This window comes from Paenibacillus sp. FSL W7-1279 (assembly GCF_037969845.1).
Lineage (GTDB): Bacteria > Bacillota > Bacilli > Paenibacillales > Paenibacillaceae > Paenibacillus_AQ.
Genome location: NZ_CP150215.1, coordinates 6,283,425 through 6,297,709, shown reverse-complemented (window position 1 = coordinate 6,297,709; position 14,285 = coordinate 6,283,425). Strand labels below are relative to the sequence as shown.

Annotated in this window: 13 protein-coding genes and 1 riboswitch; of the genes, 9 read left to right on the top strand and 4 right to left on the bottom strand. The window is 54.5% G+C overall.

Translation table 11 applies throughout. From position 1 onward, the window contains the following. Positions 1 to 41: 41 nt before the first annotated feature. The 3 genes from MKY82_RS28510 to MKY82_RS28500 all read left to right on the top strand — a co-directional run bounded on the left by MKY82_RS28510 (position 42) and on the right by MKY82_RS28500 (position 3,477). Complete coding sequence (locus MKY82_RS28510) at positions 42 to 1,388, top strand: DEAD/DEAH box helicase (protein WP_339294879.1); 1,347 nt, start codon at positions 42 to 44, stop codon at positions 1,386 to 1,388. Between the two features lie 119 nt (positions 1,389 to 1,507). Beyond that, positions 1,508 to 2,260 carry an ABC transporter ATP-binding protein gene (locus tag MKY82_RS28505; RefSeq protein ID WP_071222429.1) on the top strand — a complete coding sequence of 251 codons (753 nt, stop codon included), beginning with the start codon at positions 1,508 to 1,510 and terminating at the stop codon, positions 2,258 to 2,260. After that, positions 2,257 to 3,477: an ABC transporter permease gene (locus MKY82_RS28500; protein WP_339294878.1), complete on the top strand. Its 1,221-nt coding sequence runs from the start codon at positions 2,257 to 2,259 to the stop codon at positions 3,475 to 3,477. Before MKY82_RS28505 ends, MKY82_RS28500 begins: the two co-directional genes overlap by 4 nt. 130 nt (positions 3,478 to 3,607) lie before the next feature. On the opposite strand, the gene MKY82_RS28495 is transcribed toward MKY82_RS28500, so the two are convergent. The 3 genes from MKY82_RS28495 to MKY82_RS28485 all read right to left on the bottom strand — a co-directional run bounded on the left by MKY82_RS28495 (position 3,608) and on the right by MKY82_RS28485 (position 5,935). Further along, complete coding sequence (locus tag MKY82_RS28495; protein ID WP_083397722.1) at positions 3,608 to 3,724, bottom strand: sporulation protein YjcZ; 117 nt, start codon at positions 3,722 to 3,724, stop codon at positions 3,608 to 3,610. 172 nt (positions 3,725 to 3,896) lie between these two features. Then, positions 3,897 to 5,195, bottom strand: coding sequence for an aminotransferase class I/II-fold pyridoxal phosphate-dependent enzyme (locus tag MKY82_RS28490; protein ID WP_339294877.1), 1,299 nt, complete (start codon positions 5,193 to 5,195; stop codon positions 3,897 to 3,899). A gap of 125 nt (positions 5,196 to 5,320) precedes the next feature. After that, positions 5,321 to 5,935: a pyridoxamine 5'-phosphate oxidase family protein gene (locus MKY82_RS28485; protein ID WP_339294876.1), complete on the bottom strand. Its 615-nt coding sequence runs from the start codon at positions 5,933 to 5,935 to the stop codon at positions 5,321 to 5,323. Between the two features lie 125 nt (positions 5,936 to 6,060). On the opposite strand from MKY82_RS28485, the gene MKY82_RS28480 reads away from it, so the two are divergent. The 3 genes from MKY82_RS28480 (at position 6,061) to MKY82_RS28470 (ending at position 9,914) form a co-directional block, all read left to right on the top strand. Beyond that, complete coding sequence (locus MKY82_RS28480) at positions 6,061 to 7,527, top strand: PLP-dependent aminotransferase family protein (protein WP_339294875.1); 1,467 nt, start codon at positions 6,061 to 6,063, stop codon at positions 7,525 to 7,527. 59 nt (positions 7,528 to 7,586) lie between these two features. After that, positions 7,587 to 8,372, top strand: coding sequence for an AraC family transcriptional regulator (locus MKY82_RS28475; protein ID WP_113060056.1), 786 nt, complete (start codon positions 7,587 to 7,589; stop codon positions 8,370 to 8,372). Between the two features lie 687 nt (positions 8,373 to 9,059). Next, positions 9,060 to 9,914, top strand: a complete 855-nt coding sequence (locus MKY82_RS28470) for an SDR family oxidoreductase (protein WP_339294874.1) — start codon at positions 9,060 to 9,062, stop codon at positions 9,912 to 9,914. Positions 9,915 to 9,989: 75 nt separating this feature from the next. On the opposite strand, the gene asd is transcribed toward MKY82_RS28470, so the two are convergent. After that, positions 9,990 to 10,793 (bottom strand): archaetidylserine decarboxylase, encoded by an 804-nt coding sequence (gene asd / locus MKY82_RS28465; protein ID WP_339294873.1) that lies wholly within the window; start codon positions 10,791 to 10,793, stop codon positions 9,990 to 9,992. 164 nt (positions 10,794 to 10,957) lie between these two features. Further along, positions 10,958 to 11,070, top strand: a riboswitch (TPP riboswitch). Positions 11,071 to 11,160: 90 nt separating this feature from the next. On the opposite strand from asd, the gene MKY82_RS28460 reads away from it, so the two are divergent. The 3 genes from MKY82_RS28460 to MKY82_RS28450 are packed head-to-tail and all read left to right on the top strand — an operon-like array spanning position 11,161 to position 14,262. Next, complete coding sequence (locus MKY82_RS28460) at positions 11,161 to 11,790, top strand: ECF transporter S component (RefSeq protein ID WP_100539197.1); 630 nt, start codon at positions 11,161 to 11,163, stop codon at positions 11,788 to 11,790. Continuing rightward, the gene (locus tag MKY82_RS28455) at positions 11,783 to 13,459 is read left to right on the top strand and encodes an ABC transporter ATP-binding protein (RefSeq protein ID WP_339294872.1); all 1,677 of its coding nucleotides are present in this window, start codon (positions 11,783 to 11,785) and stop codon (positions 13,457 to 13,459) included. The genes MKY82_RS28460 and MKY82_RS28455 overlap by 8 nt, the downstream gene beginning before the upstream one ends. Next, positions 13,456 to 14,262 (top strand): energy-coupling factor transporter transmembrane component T, encoded by an 807-nt coding sequence (locus MKY82_RS28450; RefSeq protein ID WP_194544512.1) that lies wholly within the window; start codon positions 13,456 to 13,458, stop codon positions 14,260 to 14,262. Before MKY82_RS28455 ends, MKY82_RS28450 begins: the two co-directional genes overlap by 4 nt. Positions 14,263 to 14,285: the final 23 nt, after the last annotated feature.

The window sequence follows — 14,285 nt, the reverse complement described above, 5'->3', positions numbered from 1 at the left end:
ATTATAGACTTCTGATATCTAAAAAAAGGATGGACTAACATATGACTGCAACTACATTTCATACATTAGGAATAGCCGAGGATTTGTCCTCCAGATTAACGGAGTTTGGCATTGTCACGCCTTCTCCCGTTCAGGCTGAGGCTATACCGCCCATACTCGAAGGCAAGGACGTGCTTGCGACTTCCCAGACAGGCACAGGCAAGACGCTGGCTTACTTGCTGCCTGTGCTTCAGGGCATCGATCCGGAGATCAAGGGAACACAGAAATTGATTCTTGCTCCGACACAAGAGCTAGCCGTACAGATTGTGAGAGAGAGCGAGCGTTACGGGGAAGTCCGCGGAATCGGTGTGCTCGGTCTCATCGGGGGCGCCGCGGCCAAGCGTCAGATTGAGAAGCTGAAGCTGCATCCGCAGCTGATCGTAGGAACGCCGGGACGCGTGCGGGAGCTGATTGAAATCCGGAAATTGAAGATGCACCAAGTAAGCACGATCGTAGTGGACGAGGTGGATCAGGTATTTAATCTGGGCGGCGCCGGGGATGTGGATCGCATTCTGCGCAGTGCATTACGCGATCGTCAATTGGTATTCTTATCCGCCACGGTGAGTCCGGAGACGGCAGAGCTCGTCAAGAAGGAGATGGATCAGCCGGTCGAAATCGGGATTGATCCTGAGCAGCGGACACCGTCCGCGTTGGAGCATTATTATTTTGTGACCGAAGAGCGTGACAAGTTGGACATGCTGCGCCGCGTAGTCCGGCATTACAATCCCGACCGTGCGATTGTCTTCGTCAATGCCACCGAGGATTTGGCAGAGGTTGAAGCGAAGCTGAACTACCTCGGCTTAAATGCGGCTGCCATCTATGGTGATGCCGACAAGATGACTAGAAGCCGGGTTTTGAATGCGTTTAGAGAAGGGCGTACCAAGCTCTTGGTGGCTAGCGATGTCGCTGCCCGCGGACTTGATATCGAAGGGCTCGGCATGGTCATCAATTACGATCCGCCTATTGACGCCGAGCATTATACACATCGCGCAGGACGTACTGGACGCATGGGTCGGAGCGGCATGGCGATCACGCTCGTAACGGACCGTCAGACGTTCATCATGCGCAAGTTCAATCGCGAGCTGGGCATATCGATTGAAGAACGCGCTCTGTATGGCGGGAAGGTTAGATCTCCTCGTGCTACACCGGCCGATCGAGGACATGGTCCGCGTGGGTCAGCCGGAGGTCCTGCCCGAAAAGAGAAACCAGCTCGAAAGCCTGCTTCCACCAGCGGCAATGGTAAGGCGGGAAGCGGTAAGGCTTCGGGTGAGCGTCAGAGTGAAAGGGAGCGGGACCGCAAGAACAAGGGCGCTCCGAAATGGCTGAAGAATAAGCCTCCACGGAGCTAATGGCTGCAGGCTCCATCCATGCGGAGCTTGCAACCGGTATGTTGTTTTTCGGGTCCGATTCATCGGATGTGGTCGACATCCATAGGGACCGGACTTTTCAGAATAAGAGGTGATCGATAATGAGTGAACAGCCGGTATTGTCTGTTCAAGGGTTAAGCGGCGGGTATAGCATGAATCGACCGGTTCTGCATGATGTAACCTTTCAGGTTGAACCGGGTGAGATGGTAGGTTTGATCGGCCTGAACGGGGCGGGCAAGAGCACCACGATGAAGCATATTCTCGGACTGATGAACCCGCAAAAAGGGAGCATTCAGGTGCAAGGGAAGAGCCGGGCAGAGCATTCCGAAGCTTATCACGGCGCTTTGGCGTTTGTCCCCGAATCCCCGCTGCTGTATGAAGAGATGACGGTACGCGAGCATCTGGAGTTTACGGCGCGCTCCTATGGCGTATCCCGTGAAGATTATGAGTCGCGTTCGGAGCAGCTGTCCAAGATGTTCCGCATGGAAGAGAAGATGGACAGCCTGTCCACGCATTTATCCAAGGGTATGCGCCAAAAAGTGATGATCATGTGCGCGTTTGTCGCCAGACCGTCGCTGTACATTATTGACGAGCCCTTCCTTGGGCTTGATCCGCTCGGGATACGTTCGCTGCTTGACTTCATGCTGGAGCTGAAGGCGTCCGGCGCTTCGGTACTGCTCAGCTCCCATATTCTCTCCACGATTGAGAATTATTGCGACCGGTTCATCGTGCTGCACCGCGGCAGCATCATTGCTCAGGGAACGCTGAAGGAAATCCAGGACCAAGCGGGAAGGCCGGGGATGTCGCTGGAGGAGCTGTTTAATGTGCTGATTCAGGATGGTAAAGGCGAATGAACCTGCGTGAGCTGTATGTCAAACGACGCGGGCAGTTCTGGGGTGAAATTCTCCCCTATCTGGGTTATGTCATACAGAGCGGGGTAGCCGTCGTATTTCTGTTTCTGCTGATTGCATTCGCTGCCTGGTATACTGCACTCCTGCAGCAGATTCCGCCAGATCTGCCGATTCGCTGGATCATGATGATTTTCCTTGTGCCCCTCATGATCAACAGCAGCATCCGCACCTATCTGCGTCCGGCGGATACGGTGTTCCTCATTCCGCAGGAATCCCGGATGAAGGAATACTTCAGTACAGCGTGGTTCAGTGGCGTCATTTATAAAATCATCGGTTTGGGACTGGTGATGTTAATTCTATGGCCTCTATACATACGCAGTGATGTTTCGCCAAAACCGCTGCTGGCAACGTTTGTTGTTCTGATGCTGTTTAAACTGCTGTCAAGCTTCGGCAGCTGGAAGGAGCAGCTTATGGTGTCAAGGAACGCGGCGGCAGCCTACAGGGTACTCCGCTGGATCGTTCCAGCACTGAGTTTAGCCGCCTGGTTATGGCATCCAACAGGCCGCGCCCTCCTATTCATGGCGCTGCTCGGCCTCACGTATGTTGCGGCCTTGTCAGTACCCGTCAAGCACCTAGTTGCTTGGGAACGATTCATCGCCGTTGAGGAGCGACAGGCGAGCCGGGTGATGATGGTGCTGAGCTGGTTCGTGAATGTGCCTCAGCGCGGGCAGCGTGTCCATGCGCGGAAATGGCTGTCCGGATGGGGCAAAGGCTTGGCGTGGAAGAAGGAAAGCGCCTATCGCTTTCTTCTCATTAAGAGCCTGACGCGCAGTGATATTCTGGCCATACTGATTCGGGTCGGTTTGCTGGGTGCCTTTCTTGTGTGGGCAACCCGGGAGAGTCTGGTATCGGCGATTGTGTATCTGGTCAGCCTGATGATTATCGGACTCCAACTGTCTGCACTGCGAAAGCTTCACCCGGAATCATTCTGGCTGCATGTCTACCCACTTCCGGAAGGTACGCGCCGCGACAATGAAGGGAAGCTGATCTTCCAGGTGCAGCTGTTCTGGGCTGTCCTCCTGTGGCTCCCACTCATTCCGGACATCCTGAGTGCCCCCGGACGTATATTGGGTACGCTGGCTGCGGGGATCGTGCTTGTATTTCTGTTCCGAAGCGCTGCTGCCCGGAAGAGCCGACGTGAAGATGATGACGACGAATAAATGGGAAGAGGCCGGGACGTTAACGTCCCGGCCTTCTATTGTAATTATAGTATGGGTTATTCCGGTTGCAGAAATCGCAGTGCGTGGTGTGGCGACCTGCGATTTCTGTTAGGCTGTTATCTAGTTGTCGTTACACCCAGAAAGAACGAGTGATGATAACGAGCAGGATAAAGAGAACCAGGATTGCTCCAACTCCGTATCCACCGCCGTATCCGCCGCCGTATCTTACTTCTTCAACTGCACCCATGTTCATTCCCCTTTCAGTTCGTTGATTTGTAGTACACGGTATTGTATGTAGCTAATGGTCTATGTGTATGGGCGAGCGTTTATTTGTGGCAGAAGAAAAAATGAAGACCGGGGATGATTCTCCCCGGTCTTTGTTATGCTTGAACGGTTATGTTGTTGGATGCAACGGATCATTAAACCTTCTGCAGGTCTTGAATCCCTTTGTAGACCAGGTCGAACAGATCCTCCAAATACTCCTCGTCAATACAAGAGAAGGCGATCCGGAGATCATGCTCGCCAAGGGCGATGGTTCCCACGCCATACTTATGGATGAGATGGGAACGGAGCTCCTCGGCATTTACCGTGTTCAGCTTCAGGCACATGAAGTAGCCGGAGTTGAACGGATAGTATTCCCATACATCGCCGTATTTGCCGCTGTCGAGAATGGACTTCACTTTGTTGGCGCGGCCTTTCATGATGGCAAACTTCTCTTCCTTCTGTTCATGGAATTCCGGCGCCTTCAGCGCCTCCAGCACAAAGGTTTGCGAAGGGTGGGAGGCGCTGGATATCGTAGCGCGAATAATGCCGAGCGTCTTCTGCTCCAATGCGTCCAGCACGTCTTTATCTTCTGCCGCATACGTGATAAAGCCAACACGGAATCCCCATACGAATTCTTCCTTGGTCGCTCCGTCAACCTTCACAGGAAGCACGCGAGGGTGAAGGCCTGCCAGACGTCCGAAGAGTGATTCCTTCAGCGAATCTTCAAAGAACAATCCGAAATACGCATCATCCGTAACAACCACAATATTCATGCCGGCTTCGGCCGCTTCCTGGATTGCGGACACGATGGCGGCCCCTTCCTGAGCGCCAGGCGTATAACCCGTCGGGTTGTTCGGGAAGTTCAGCAGAACGACCGCTTTGCCTTTATCCTTCTGGCTCAGCAGAGCCTGACGAAGTCCTTCGGCGTTAAATTTCATATCGTCTGTGAAGAGAGGATAGGTTACATGAATGCCATGGCGGCGAATGCCGAATGTCAGCTCATAATTCTCCCAATTCTTATCGGGATAAATAACGGCGTCCCCTTCATCCACGAACAAATCGGCTACGATGCTAAGACCATGCGTCAGCGCATTCGTAACGATCGGATTGCTGAAGCTCTTGCCTTCAAGCGAAGGGTTCTCCTGAATCATCTTGTTTCGCCATACGGAGCGCAGCTCCGGCTTGCCTGCCGGAGGGGCATACGGGTACAGATCCTTCGGCTGGTAAGCCGAAAGTTTGTCCTGGATGACGCCCAGATGCATCGGGACTCCGCCTTCGGTTGCAATACCGATCGTAGCGTTATATTTTTTCGCATGGCTCGTCGCTTCCGCAGATTGGCTCAGGATGCCTTCTTTCGGGAAGTAGATTTCTTTGCCGAGTGTGGAGAGCATGTCGTACACATGCGGATTGCCGGCTTGCATTTTTCCATTCAATTGACCAACCAATGGGTTCATGAACTGATTCCTTCCTTCCGAATACTTTTGGTTAAGGTAAGTGCAGGTGACAAGTTGCCTTTACGTTTTCATTGCCTAACATTATACCACCTACCCCAGGAACCGTCACGGATAATTGTAATGCTTTAACGCGGTCCAGGGTGATACTTGCAGATCAGTCCGGCGGTTTCTTCATCCCGCTCCTTGCCGCGGCATTCAAGCCCTTCGACTACGACCTGGAGCCGATCCGGCTTCAGGTTCTGGCCGAACTTGAATTTAGCGCTCATTCGCTGCGGAGCGAGCTTGATGACGGCTACCCCTTTCAGTCTGGGGATATAAGCCCGGTCATTCGCGTCGATGGCGCGGTATCCGCCTTCAGGCTGCAGTTTAGTCATTAGGGCCTCCATCGCAAGGGCTTTTTCCTCCAGATCATCCACGATTACCACTTCGCCGACAGCCGTTACACTTTTAAAGTAGGCCGTGGCCGGGCAGGCCATCTCCGGATCGGAGAAATAGGAAGGGATCAGGGCATACTCATCGGCGATGGTAAAGCACACGGCGGGCGTCCGGCGCAAATGGTCCATTTTTTCCCCCATCCGGCTGCCATGAAAATAGAACGCGCCGTTAACATAGGCGTAGTTCAATGGCGTTACACGCGGAATTCCCTCTTCATCGGCTGTTCCAAGGAAACCAAAGCTCATGCCGCTAAGGAAGTCCTCAATTTCTTGTTGATCCTCCATCGTAAATTCGTCTCTTCTCATGGTTAAACGCTCCCCCTATCATTTTGATTAACAGCATACGATGAATATTGACAAGGAAAAAGCGCCAATTTAGAGTAATTTATATAGTCCAATTTTAAAGAAACAACAATAGAGGAGTCGTCATTATGGAGCTGGGATTGCCATTCGAGACCTATGTGGAACAATATCGATATAAATATTTGGCTTTGTACCACGCAATTCGCGCGGCCATTCATAGCGGCAAGCTGCCGGAAGGAACCCGACTTCCCGCGACACGGGAGCTTGCAAAGCTGTATGGCGTGTCCAGGGGATCGGCCGCGCAGTGTTATGACATGCTGATGGCCGAGGGTTACGTCGTATCCCGGCAGGGCAGCGGAACTTATGTTGCCGAAGGGATTGCTGCGATGGCAGACCAGCCGCCATCGGCCGAGCGGGCGCCAGTGCTCTCCGCTTGGGGACAACGCCTGATGAACCAGAGCGGGGAATATATCTCGGCACAGCAGCTGCTGGAGGAGCCTCCCCCGGGTAAGATCTCTTTCGCGAATGCGAGGATGCCCATGGAGGATTTCCCCTATTCGGAGTGGCGGAGCGCGTTATCCTACGCAGGCGGAAGCGGGGGAATCGAACTGCAGAACGGCGCGCCGCCGGAAGGGGATCCCGAACTGCGACAGGCGATAGCCGGACACCTGCGCTTTACGCGGGGCATACAGGCCGATCCCGAGCATATCGTGATCTTCAGCGGTTCCATGCAGGGGCTTGTCCTGATGTTTCAGCTGCTGATTGATCCCGGCGATCACGTGGTGATGGAGGATCCGGGGTATCAGGGAATCCACCGGGGCATAAACCTGAGCGGCGGGATTCCGCTGCCGTCCCCCGTCGACGATGCCGGATTGATACCGCGTGACTGGGACGCCGGCCTGCTTGTCGTAAGCCCCAGCCGTCAATACCCGACGGGCGCGGTCCTGCCGCTCGAGCGAAGAAGGGCGCTGCTGAATTGGGCACGAAGCCGCCAGGCCTTTATTATCGAGGATGATTACGACAGCGAGTTCCGCTGGGGCGGCAAGCCGATTGAGCCCTTGCGGATGCTGGATAACGAGGGACGTGTCATCTTCGTCGGTTCGTTCTCCAAAACGATGTTCACCGGGCTCCGCATCGGGTATGCCGTGCTGCCCCCAAGCCTGGTTGAGGCGGTCGTGCAGGCCAAGGCTCTGTACGAGCCGATCTCACCTGCCGTATTAGAGCAGCGCGCGCTGGCGCGCTTTATTGTGCGGGGGGGATACGGTCGGCATCTTAGAAGAATGACCCGGCTGTACGGCGCGCGGTATGGCGCGCTTCGCCAGGCGATGGATACCCATGCCTCCGAACTGTTTCGACTCCATCCCGGCGATGCCGGCCTTCACGTCTACGCCAATTGGCTGCGCTCCGCGGAAGAGTATGCCCTGTTCCAGGAAGCTGCCCGCAAGCGCGGCGTCATGTTTCGGGATGCAGCGGCCTATCATCGTGCGCCCGGGCCGCCTGCCGCCTGCTTCGGCTTCTCGCATCTCGGCATATCCAGCATCGAGGAAGGGGTTGCGCGGATGGCGCAGGCATGGCGGGACATGCAAAAAACATAAAAAACGGGTATGATGGAAAAGAGGTCAATTTTTGAATGAGATGAGGGGGTTATGACGTGATGCTGAATGCATCGCCGTCTTCTTTTATAATCATGCCTGCGCTTGCCAAAATCGTATGTGAGCCGGGCTGGAAATGGCAAAAACGCGAAAGACCCATGCAGAATTATGATTTGTTCTATGTATGGAGCGGTGAAGGCACGGTCGAGCTCAATGACGAGCCCTTTGCCGTGGGAAAAGGAAGCTGCTTCCTGTTCCGACCAGGAGATCATACGAGCGCGACGCATAATCCGCAGAAACCGCTCGTATTGACATATATCCATTTTGACGTGGCCGACCCGGTTCAACATATCCCTGCATCCTATCGCAAGCTGACGGAAACGATGGATTTCGAATATTTGCTCGCGCGCTACGTGCGTTTGTATCTGGACAAACCCTATGGATCATTGGAGGAGGGGCAGCTTATTCTGAAACAGCTGATGATTCATCTGCTGCGTTCGGATCTCGCTGAGCCGGTGGTCAAAAAAGCAAGCAATCAGCTTTCCGAGGCGATCCATGAAATCGCGAATTACGTTCGCCAGCACCCGGGGGTTCCCCATCGGGTCGAGGATTTGGCGGCCAGAGCGGGGTTGTCCCCCCGTTACTTCTCGATTAAGTTCAAGGAGCTGATCGGCACGCCGGTGCAGTCCTACATCATTCAGATGCGGATCGAGCGGGCGCAGCATCTGCTGCTTCATCAAGGGATGAACGTAACGGAGGTAGCCGACGCGCTGGGTTACCGGGATATATTCTTTTTCAGCCGGCAATTTAAGCAGTATACGGGCAAGAGCCCATCCGAGATTCGGTGATTTCCCGCTCTTCCATAACTTACCTGGCGGGTCGAAGGGCAAATGGGTTTCATAGCAAGCGATTTAGGGTAAAAACGACATACAGTTTCATTTTGAAGGGGGGAGAGAGGAATGAGCCCAAGAAGACGGGTGCGTGGACGTTTCTTTAGTCGCGGTGGCTGCGGTATTTTCAGAAATCGCTTGCGCCGCATGAAGACAACGACTCAGGATCATCAGAATGTGTGGTTTTAACGAGACCTAGGCCTACATACGGGGGACATTGAATCCCGTTATCATATACGCTTTTCTCTGGATGAACGCAAAAGGGAGCTAAATGGCTCCCTTTTTTTTGATATGTTTTGGGGTCCCCGCAAAGTATTTGGAATAAGCATCGGAGCATAGGCTCCACTTTGTGGGGCATTTTGTATTGGGGTCCCGCAAAGTATTTGGAATAAGCATCGAAGCATAGGCTCCACTTTGTGGGGCTATTTAATGGATGTACATGGGAATAGGGAGTCTGTCTGATTACGTTGTAAAAGGGTGCATATACGGATAGGGACTCTGTTGGCATTGCGAAAATTTGTTATATTAGGGATATGTATAAAGCGCTAAACGCAGGGTTGTAATGGACCGGACAGGCAGTTCGGATAACGGAAGGGTGACGGGTGTGACGGAGAGAGCGGCATTGGCGGAGCAAGCGGTGATCTGGTGGTAACGGCGGGAGCAGGAAAGGTTGCGCTGATCACGGGCGCGTCGAGCGGGTTCGGACTGCTCATCAGCTTGGAGCTGGCAAAAGCGGGCTATGACGTGGCAGCGGGTCTGCGCAGGCCGGAGGCGGCTGCAGAGCTGATGACCCGAGCCGAACAAGCAGACGTTGTCAAACGCATTCACGTATTCCAGCTGGATATATGCTTAGAGGAACAAGTCAAGGCTGCTGCTTGGGAGTTAGAGCAGAAGTTCGGCCGCTTGGACGTGCTGGTGAACAACGCCGGCGAAGCGGTAGGCGGCATGGTGGAGGAAGTACCGCTCAGCGGCTGGCGCAAGCAGTTGGAGACGAATTTTTTCGGGACCGTATCGGTAACGCAGCATATGCTCCCGCTGCTGCGCAAGACCGGACGATCCAAAATCATTCTCATGAGCAGCATTAGCGGCGTGGTCGGCTTTCCGGGTTATGGTCCCTATGCGGCATCCAAATTTGCGCTGGAGGGGTTTGGTGAGAGCCTGTCCATGGAGTTGATGCCCTTTGGCATCGATGTCGTACTGATCCAGCCCGGTGCCTATGGCACGCCGATCTGGAATAAAAGTTTTGGGGAGCTTACGGTAAAGGAAGGATCACCCTACAGCGGTCTGCTGAAGGGCGTGCTGGACTATTCCGAGCGGACAGCCAGGGGAAGCGGGGATCCGCAGGAGGTAGCCAGGCTTGTGGCAAACATTGCGTCCATGTCCAAACCGAGGTTCCGCTATACGCTGCCCCGAGGTACGCGGCTGACCGCATGGATCAAGGGCGTGCTGCCGGATCGGCTGTTTCAGCGGATCGTTTATCGGATGCTGGACAGGCGTTAATCATTCATGCAGCGAATGATTCATGGCCTTAACTTGTCATGCGATGCTTGGTGAAGCTTGTTAAGGTGAATGGCGTTACCCTCTTCTGGTTGGGGACGGGTGTAGCAAACCAAGCAGCTCTCCCATCTTCACCTTGGAGCCGGGTTCCAGGTCACCGCGCGGAGTAAACGTGCCGTTCTCTGTCAGAAGCACGACGGTAGAGCCGAATTCAAAGTACGCGAGTTCATCGCCGATCTCGTATTTCTTCACGTTCTCGTCAGCATAACGGATGCTGCTCACGTTCATGGCTCCGACCTTCACGACGGCAACTTCGCCGAACTCATGCGCAATATAGGTAATGAGGCGCTCATTACGGCTGAGCACGTGCCGGATATGGGTCATCGCAAAATCGTTCACGGGGTAAACGCGTCCCTTTAGATGCTCGCTTTCCGCCTGAACACCGGTTACCGGGGAATGAATGCGATGATAATCGGTTGGGCTTAAATACAATACAAATGCGTAGCCGTTGATGTAATTTTCCATTCTCGGTGATTTGGCGAGCAGCTCGCTCAGGGTATAATCCTGTCCCTTGACGCTCAGAATGGTGCCGGCATTAACGGCGCACATTGCCGAAATCGTGGCATCGACGGGGCTTACCATGGCATCGGCGGTGTCGTCTATGGCGCGCAGGCCTATTTTTAACCGGCGGGAAAAGAATTCGTTCAGTGAGCGGTATTCGTGGATTTCTTTCTCCGCTTCATGCGCCGGAATTTGATAAATTCGTATGAATGCAGGTATTAGATGACGGCTCAGCCGGCTGTGGGAACAATGCCCCATGATTCGGGACAGCCACTTGCGGGAGGACAGCTCAGTCATCAGACGCAGCAATTGTTTAGCCATGTCATTCTCCTTTGTGCATAGGTGTCAGCAATAAACGTTGGTGGAAAAGCCAATCACTCTGATATTGACATAGAATGAGCTGGAAATCAATAAATAGCCATTTTTGAAAAAAGGTTCTTGCTAATTGGAGAACGAATGTGTATTTTAAGATTAACATGAAACCGAATAGGGAATACGGGGGCTTGAGTGAATCAGGCTGAGATTGCAGCTGTTATCCGCTGTTGACCGTTAATCTGAACTGGGTAATGCCAGCGTAGAGAATATCCGACCCTGCCTACATAGGGCCTATTTTTCCGTCTGCGCGTTTTCCAGACGGTTTTTTGTTGTGTTTACACAAAAATAGAGGTGGAGAGGGGAATGTGTGGTTATGGGAACATCTGTGCAAGAGAAGTTGGGGGTTCAGCCCCGAAAAGGGCTGCGGTTAAGCGATATTTTGGTGACGGTGCTGGTATCGCTGGTGCTTGGCGTCATTTATCACTTCTGGGGTTCGGTTTACAATCTGTTAAAACCGCTGTTCTTTGAAGCGGATGAGTTGTTATACGGAATGTGGTTCGCTGCAGCCACGCTTGCTTACTTGCTAATCCGTAAGCCGGGAGTGGCCATCATTGCGGAAGTGGCGGCTGCCCACGTAGAAGTGCTGTTTGGCAGCGGCTGGGGATTGACTCTGCTGCTGTATGGCCTCATTCAAGGACTTGGGGCAGAATTGGTATTCGCGGCGTTCCGTTATCGGAGCACCTCGGCGTGGACGCTGGCGATTGCCGGAGCAGGCGCAGCCATCGGATCGATGATCATGGACTTCTATTACAGCTATACCGATGACCTGCAGACGTGGATGTTCCTGGCCAAATACGGTATGCGAGTACTCAGCGGTGCCGTCATTGCAGGTCTGCTCATGCTCTTGCTGGCCAAAGCCTTGGACCGCACGGGCGTCACATCCCTGCTGCGTCCTGCGTCGAAGAAGGATTACGAAGCACTGGATGATCCGCGCCATGTCTAATGCCACGGTTAGCCTGGTTCCGGCTCAGTCCGCTGAGATGGTTTCGGAACCGGCCGTGTATGTGGAGGGATTGCGTCTGAAGTATCCGGGCGAGGAGCGACTGATGTTCAAAGACCTCTCCTTCTCGGCTGTCCGCGGGGAGAAGGTGCTGCTGCTCGGTCCGAGCGGCTGCGGCAAATCCACGCTGCTGCAGGTGCTTAGCGGGATGATTCCCCGCGCAACGGAGGTGCCGATGAAATGCGAGTCGCAGCTGGTTCCGCGCTCTTGGGGGTATGTATTCCAAGATCCGGATACCCAGTTCTGCATGCCGTACGTGGATGAAGAGCTGGCTTTCGTACTGGAAAATCTAAGTGTCCCCCGCCATGAGATGAAGGAGCGGATGCAAGCGGCGCTCCGCGAGGTGGGGCTTGATCTTGAGGAGCTTCATATGCCGATCGGGCATTTGTCCCAAGGCATGAAGCAAAGGTTAGCGCTGGCTTCGGCTCTGCTGCTGGAGCCGGAGGTGCTGTTCCTTGACGAGCCATCTGCCTTGCTCGACCCGGAAGGAAGGGAGCAAATCTGGTCGGCGGTGAAGGCCGTATCGGAAGGGCGGACACTGATCATCGTGGAGCACCGGATCGAAGAAATGGCCAGATACGTGGATCGTGTCGTGCTGTTCAGCCCGGATGGCGTGATTCTGGGCGAAGGTCCTCCGGCAGCGATATTCGCAGAATTCGAGCGGGAACTCCAAGCCTATGGAATCTGGTATCCCGGCGTATGGGATGATTATGCGCAGACCCGGGCGGGCAGAGAGTTGTTTGCTCCGGTCGATGCGCTTGGCGATGAGCGGGGTAATCTCCTGCATGAGGCTGCTCCGCCGTATGCTCAACGTGGGGAGCCTGTCATTCAACTGGCGAATTTCAGGGGAATGAGATGGGATAAACCGGTCATCACGCTCCCTTCGGCCGAGGTGTTTCCGGGACAATTCATTGCGGTGGTAGGGCCGAACGGAGCAGGCAAAAGCTCGCTGCTGCTCAGTTTGATGGGGCTGCTTCGCGCCGAAGGGACCTATATGCTCTGCGGGGAAGAGGTCATTCAGGGCAAACGCAGGAAGGTTCGGAAGAAGAGAGAGCAGCAGCTGCGCCAAATCGGATTCGTGTTTCAGAATCCGGAGCTTCAATTCCTGACGGAGCGCATCGGCGATGAGGTGGTTTACTCGCTGCTGGTGGATCATGTGCCGCCGGAGGAAGCGAAGGCGCAGGCCGAGCGCTGTCTTGAACGTTTTGGACTGAATGGCTTGGAGGCCAGGCATCCGTACCAGCTGTCGACAGGCCAAAAGCGCCGCTTGAGCGTGGCTACGGCCATGGCAAGACAGCCGTCCGTCCTGCTTCTGGATGAGCCGACCTTCGGACAGGATGCGCGGAATACATTCGCGATTCTGGAGATGTGCGAGAAGCTGCGCCGTGCGGGAACCGCCATTCTCATGGTGACGCATGAAATGGAGATCGCGCAGCGGGTCGCCACGCATATATGGGAAATACGGGAGGGACAGCTGACCTCGAGCATGCCATCCCCGCGCTGGTCTGGCGGGATTGAATCCCGGCAGGCGGCTAAGGGAGCAAACGGCGCTGCCGACCCCCGGGGTACCTTAGCCGCGGCCGATCATCGCCTCACGGGGGTGAACGCATGAACATATGGAATCCCGTGCGGATCACTTGGCTGCACCGGGCGAATCCGGTGGTGAAGCTGGGTCTGATCTGTGCGCTGTTTTTCATGACGGTGTTAACCCATGATCTTGATTTTGTTTTGTATCAGGCGTTCATCTTTATGGTCTGTCTCGTGGTGCTTAGCGGGGTGAAGCCGTGGAAAATGCTGTTGTTCTTCATTCCGTTTCTGCTTGCCTTCATATCGTCCGCCTCTTCCATGATGCTGTTCGGTAAGGGAGAGACGATCTGGTGGGAGTGGGGGTTGTTCCGGGTATCGGAAGAAAGCTTCTACCGGGGGCTGCATTTGGGCTTTAAGGGAATTGCCTTTGCCTCGGAGGGGCTGCTGCTCGTGACCACAACGTCCTCGGTGGATTTATTCTACAGCCTGATGCAGAAGCTGCGGCTGGCGCCCAAGTATGCTTACAGCTTCATGGCTTCGATCCGGCTGCTGCCTATGGTATGGGAGGAATATGTGATTCGCCGCCAAGCCTTGAAGGTACGAGGAGTCCGCCCGATTCGCGGGATTCGCGGCATGGTGAACCGCGCAGGATTGTATGTGGTGCCGCTGCTGGCACAGAGCATCCGCCGGGCCCATCGGGTGGCCGCCGCGATGGAGGCCAAGCAATTCGACGGCGATCAGGCGAAGTCCCGGACGTATTATTACCCGTCGCGTTATTCGCGCTATGATCTTCTGGTTATCGGATTACTCGCAGTAGCCGCCGCTTTCGCTTATGCCGCATCCGGATATTTTCCATGGTTCGGCATTGGCGACGTGCGGTTTGATTAAAGGGTTGGTGAAAGCGAAAAGAG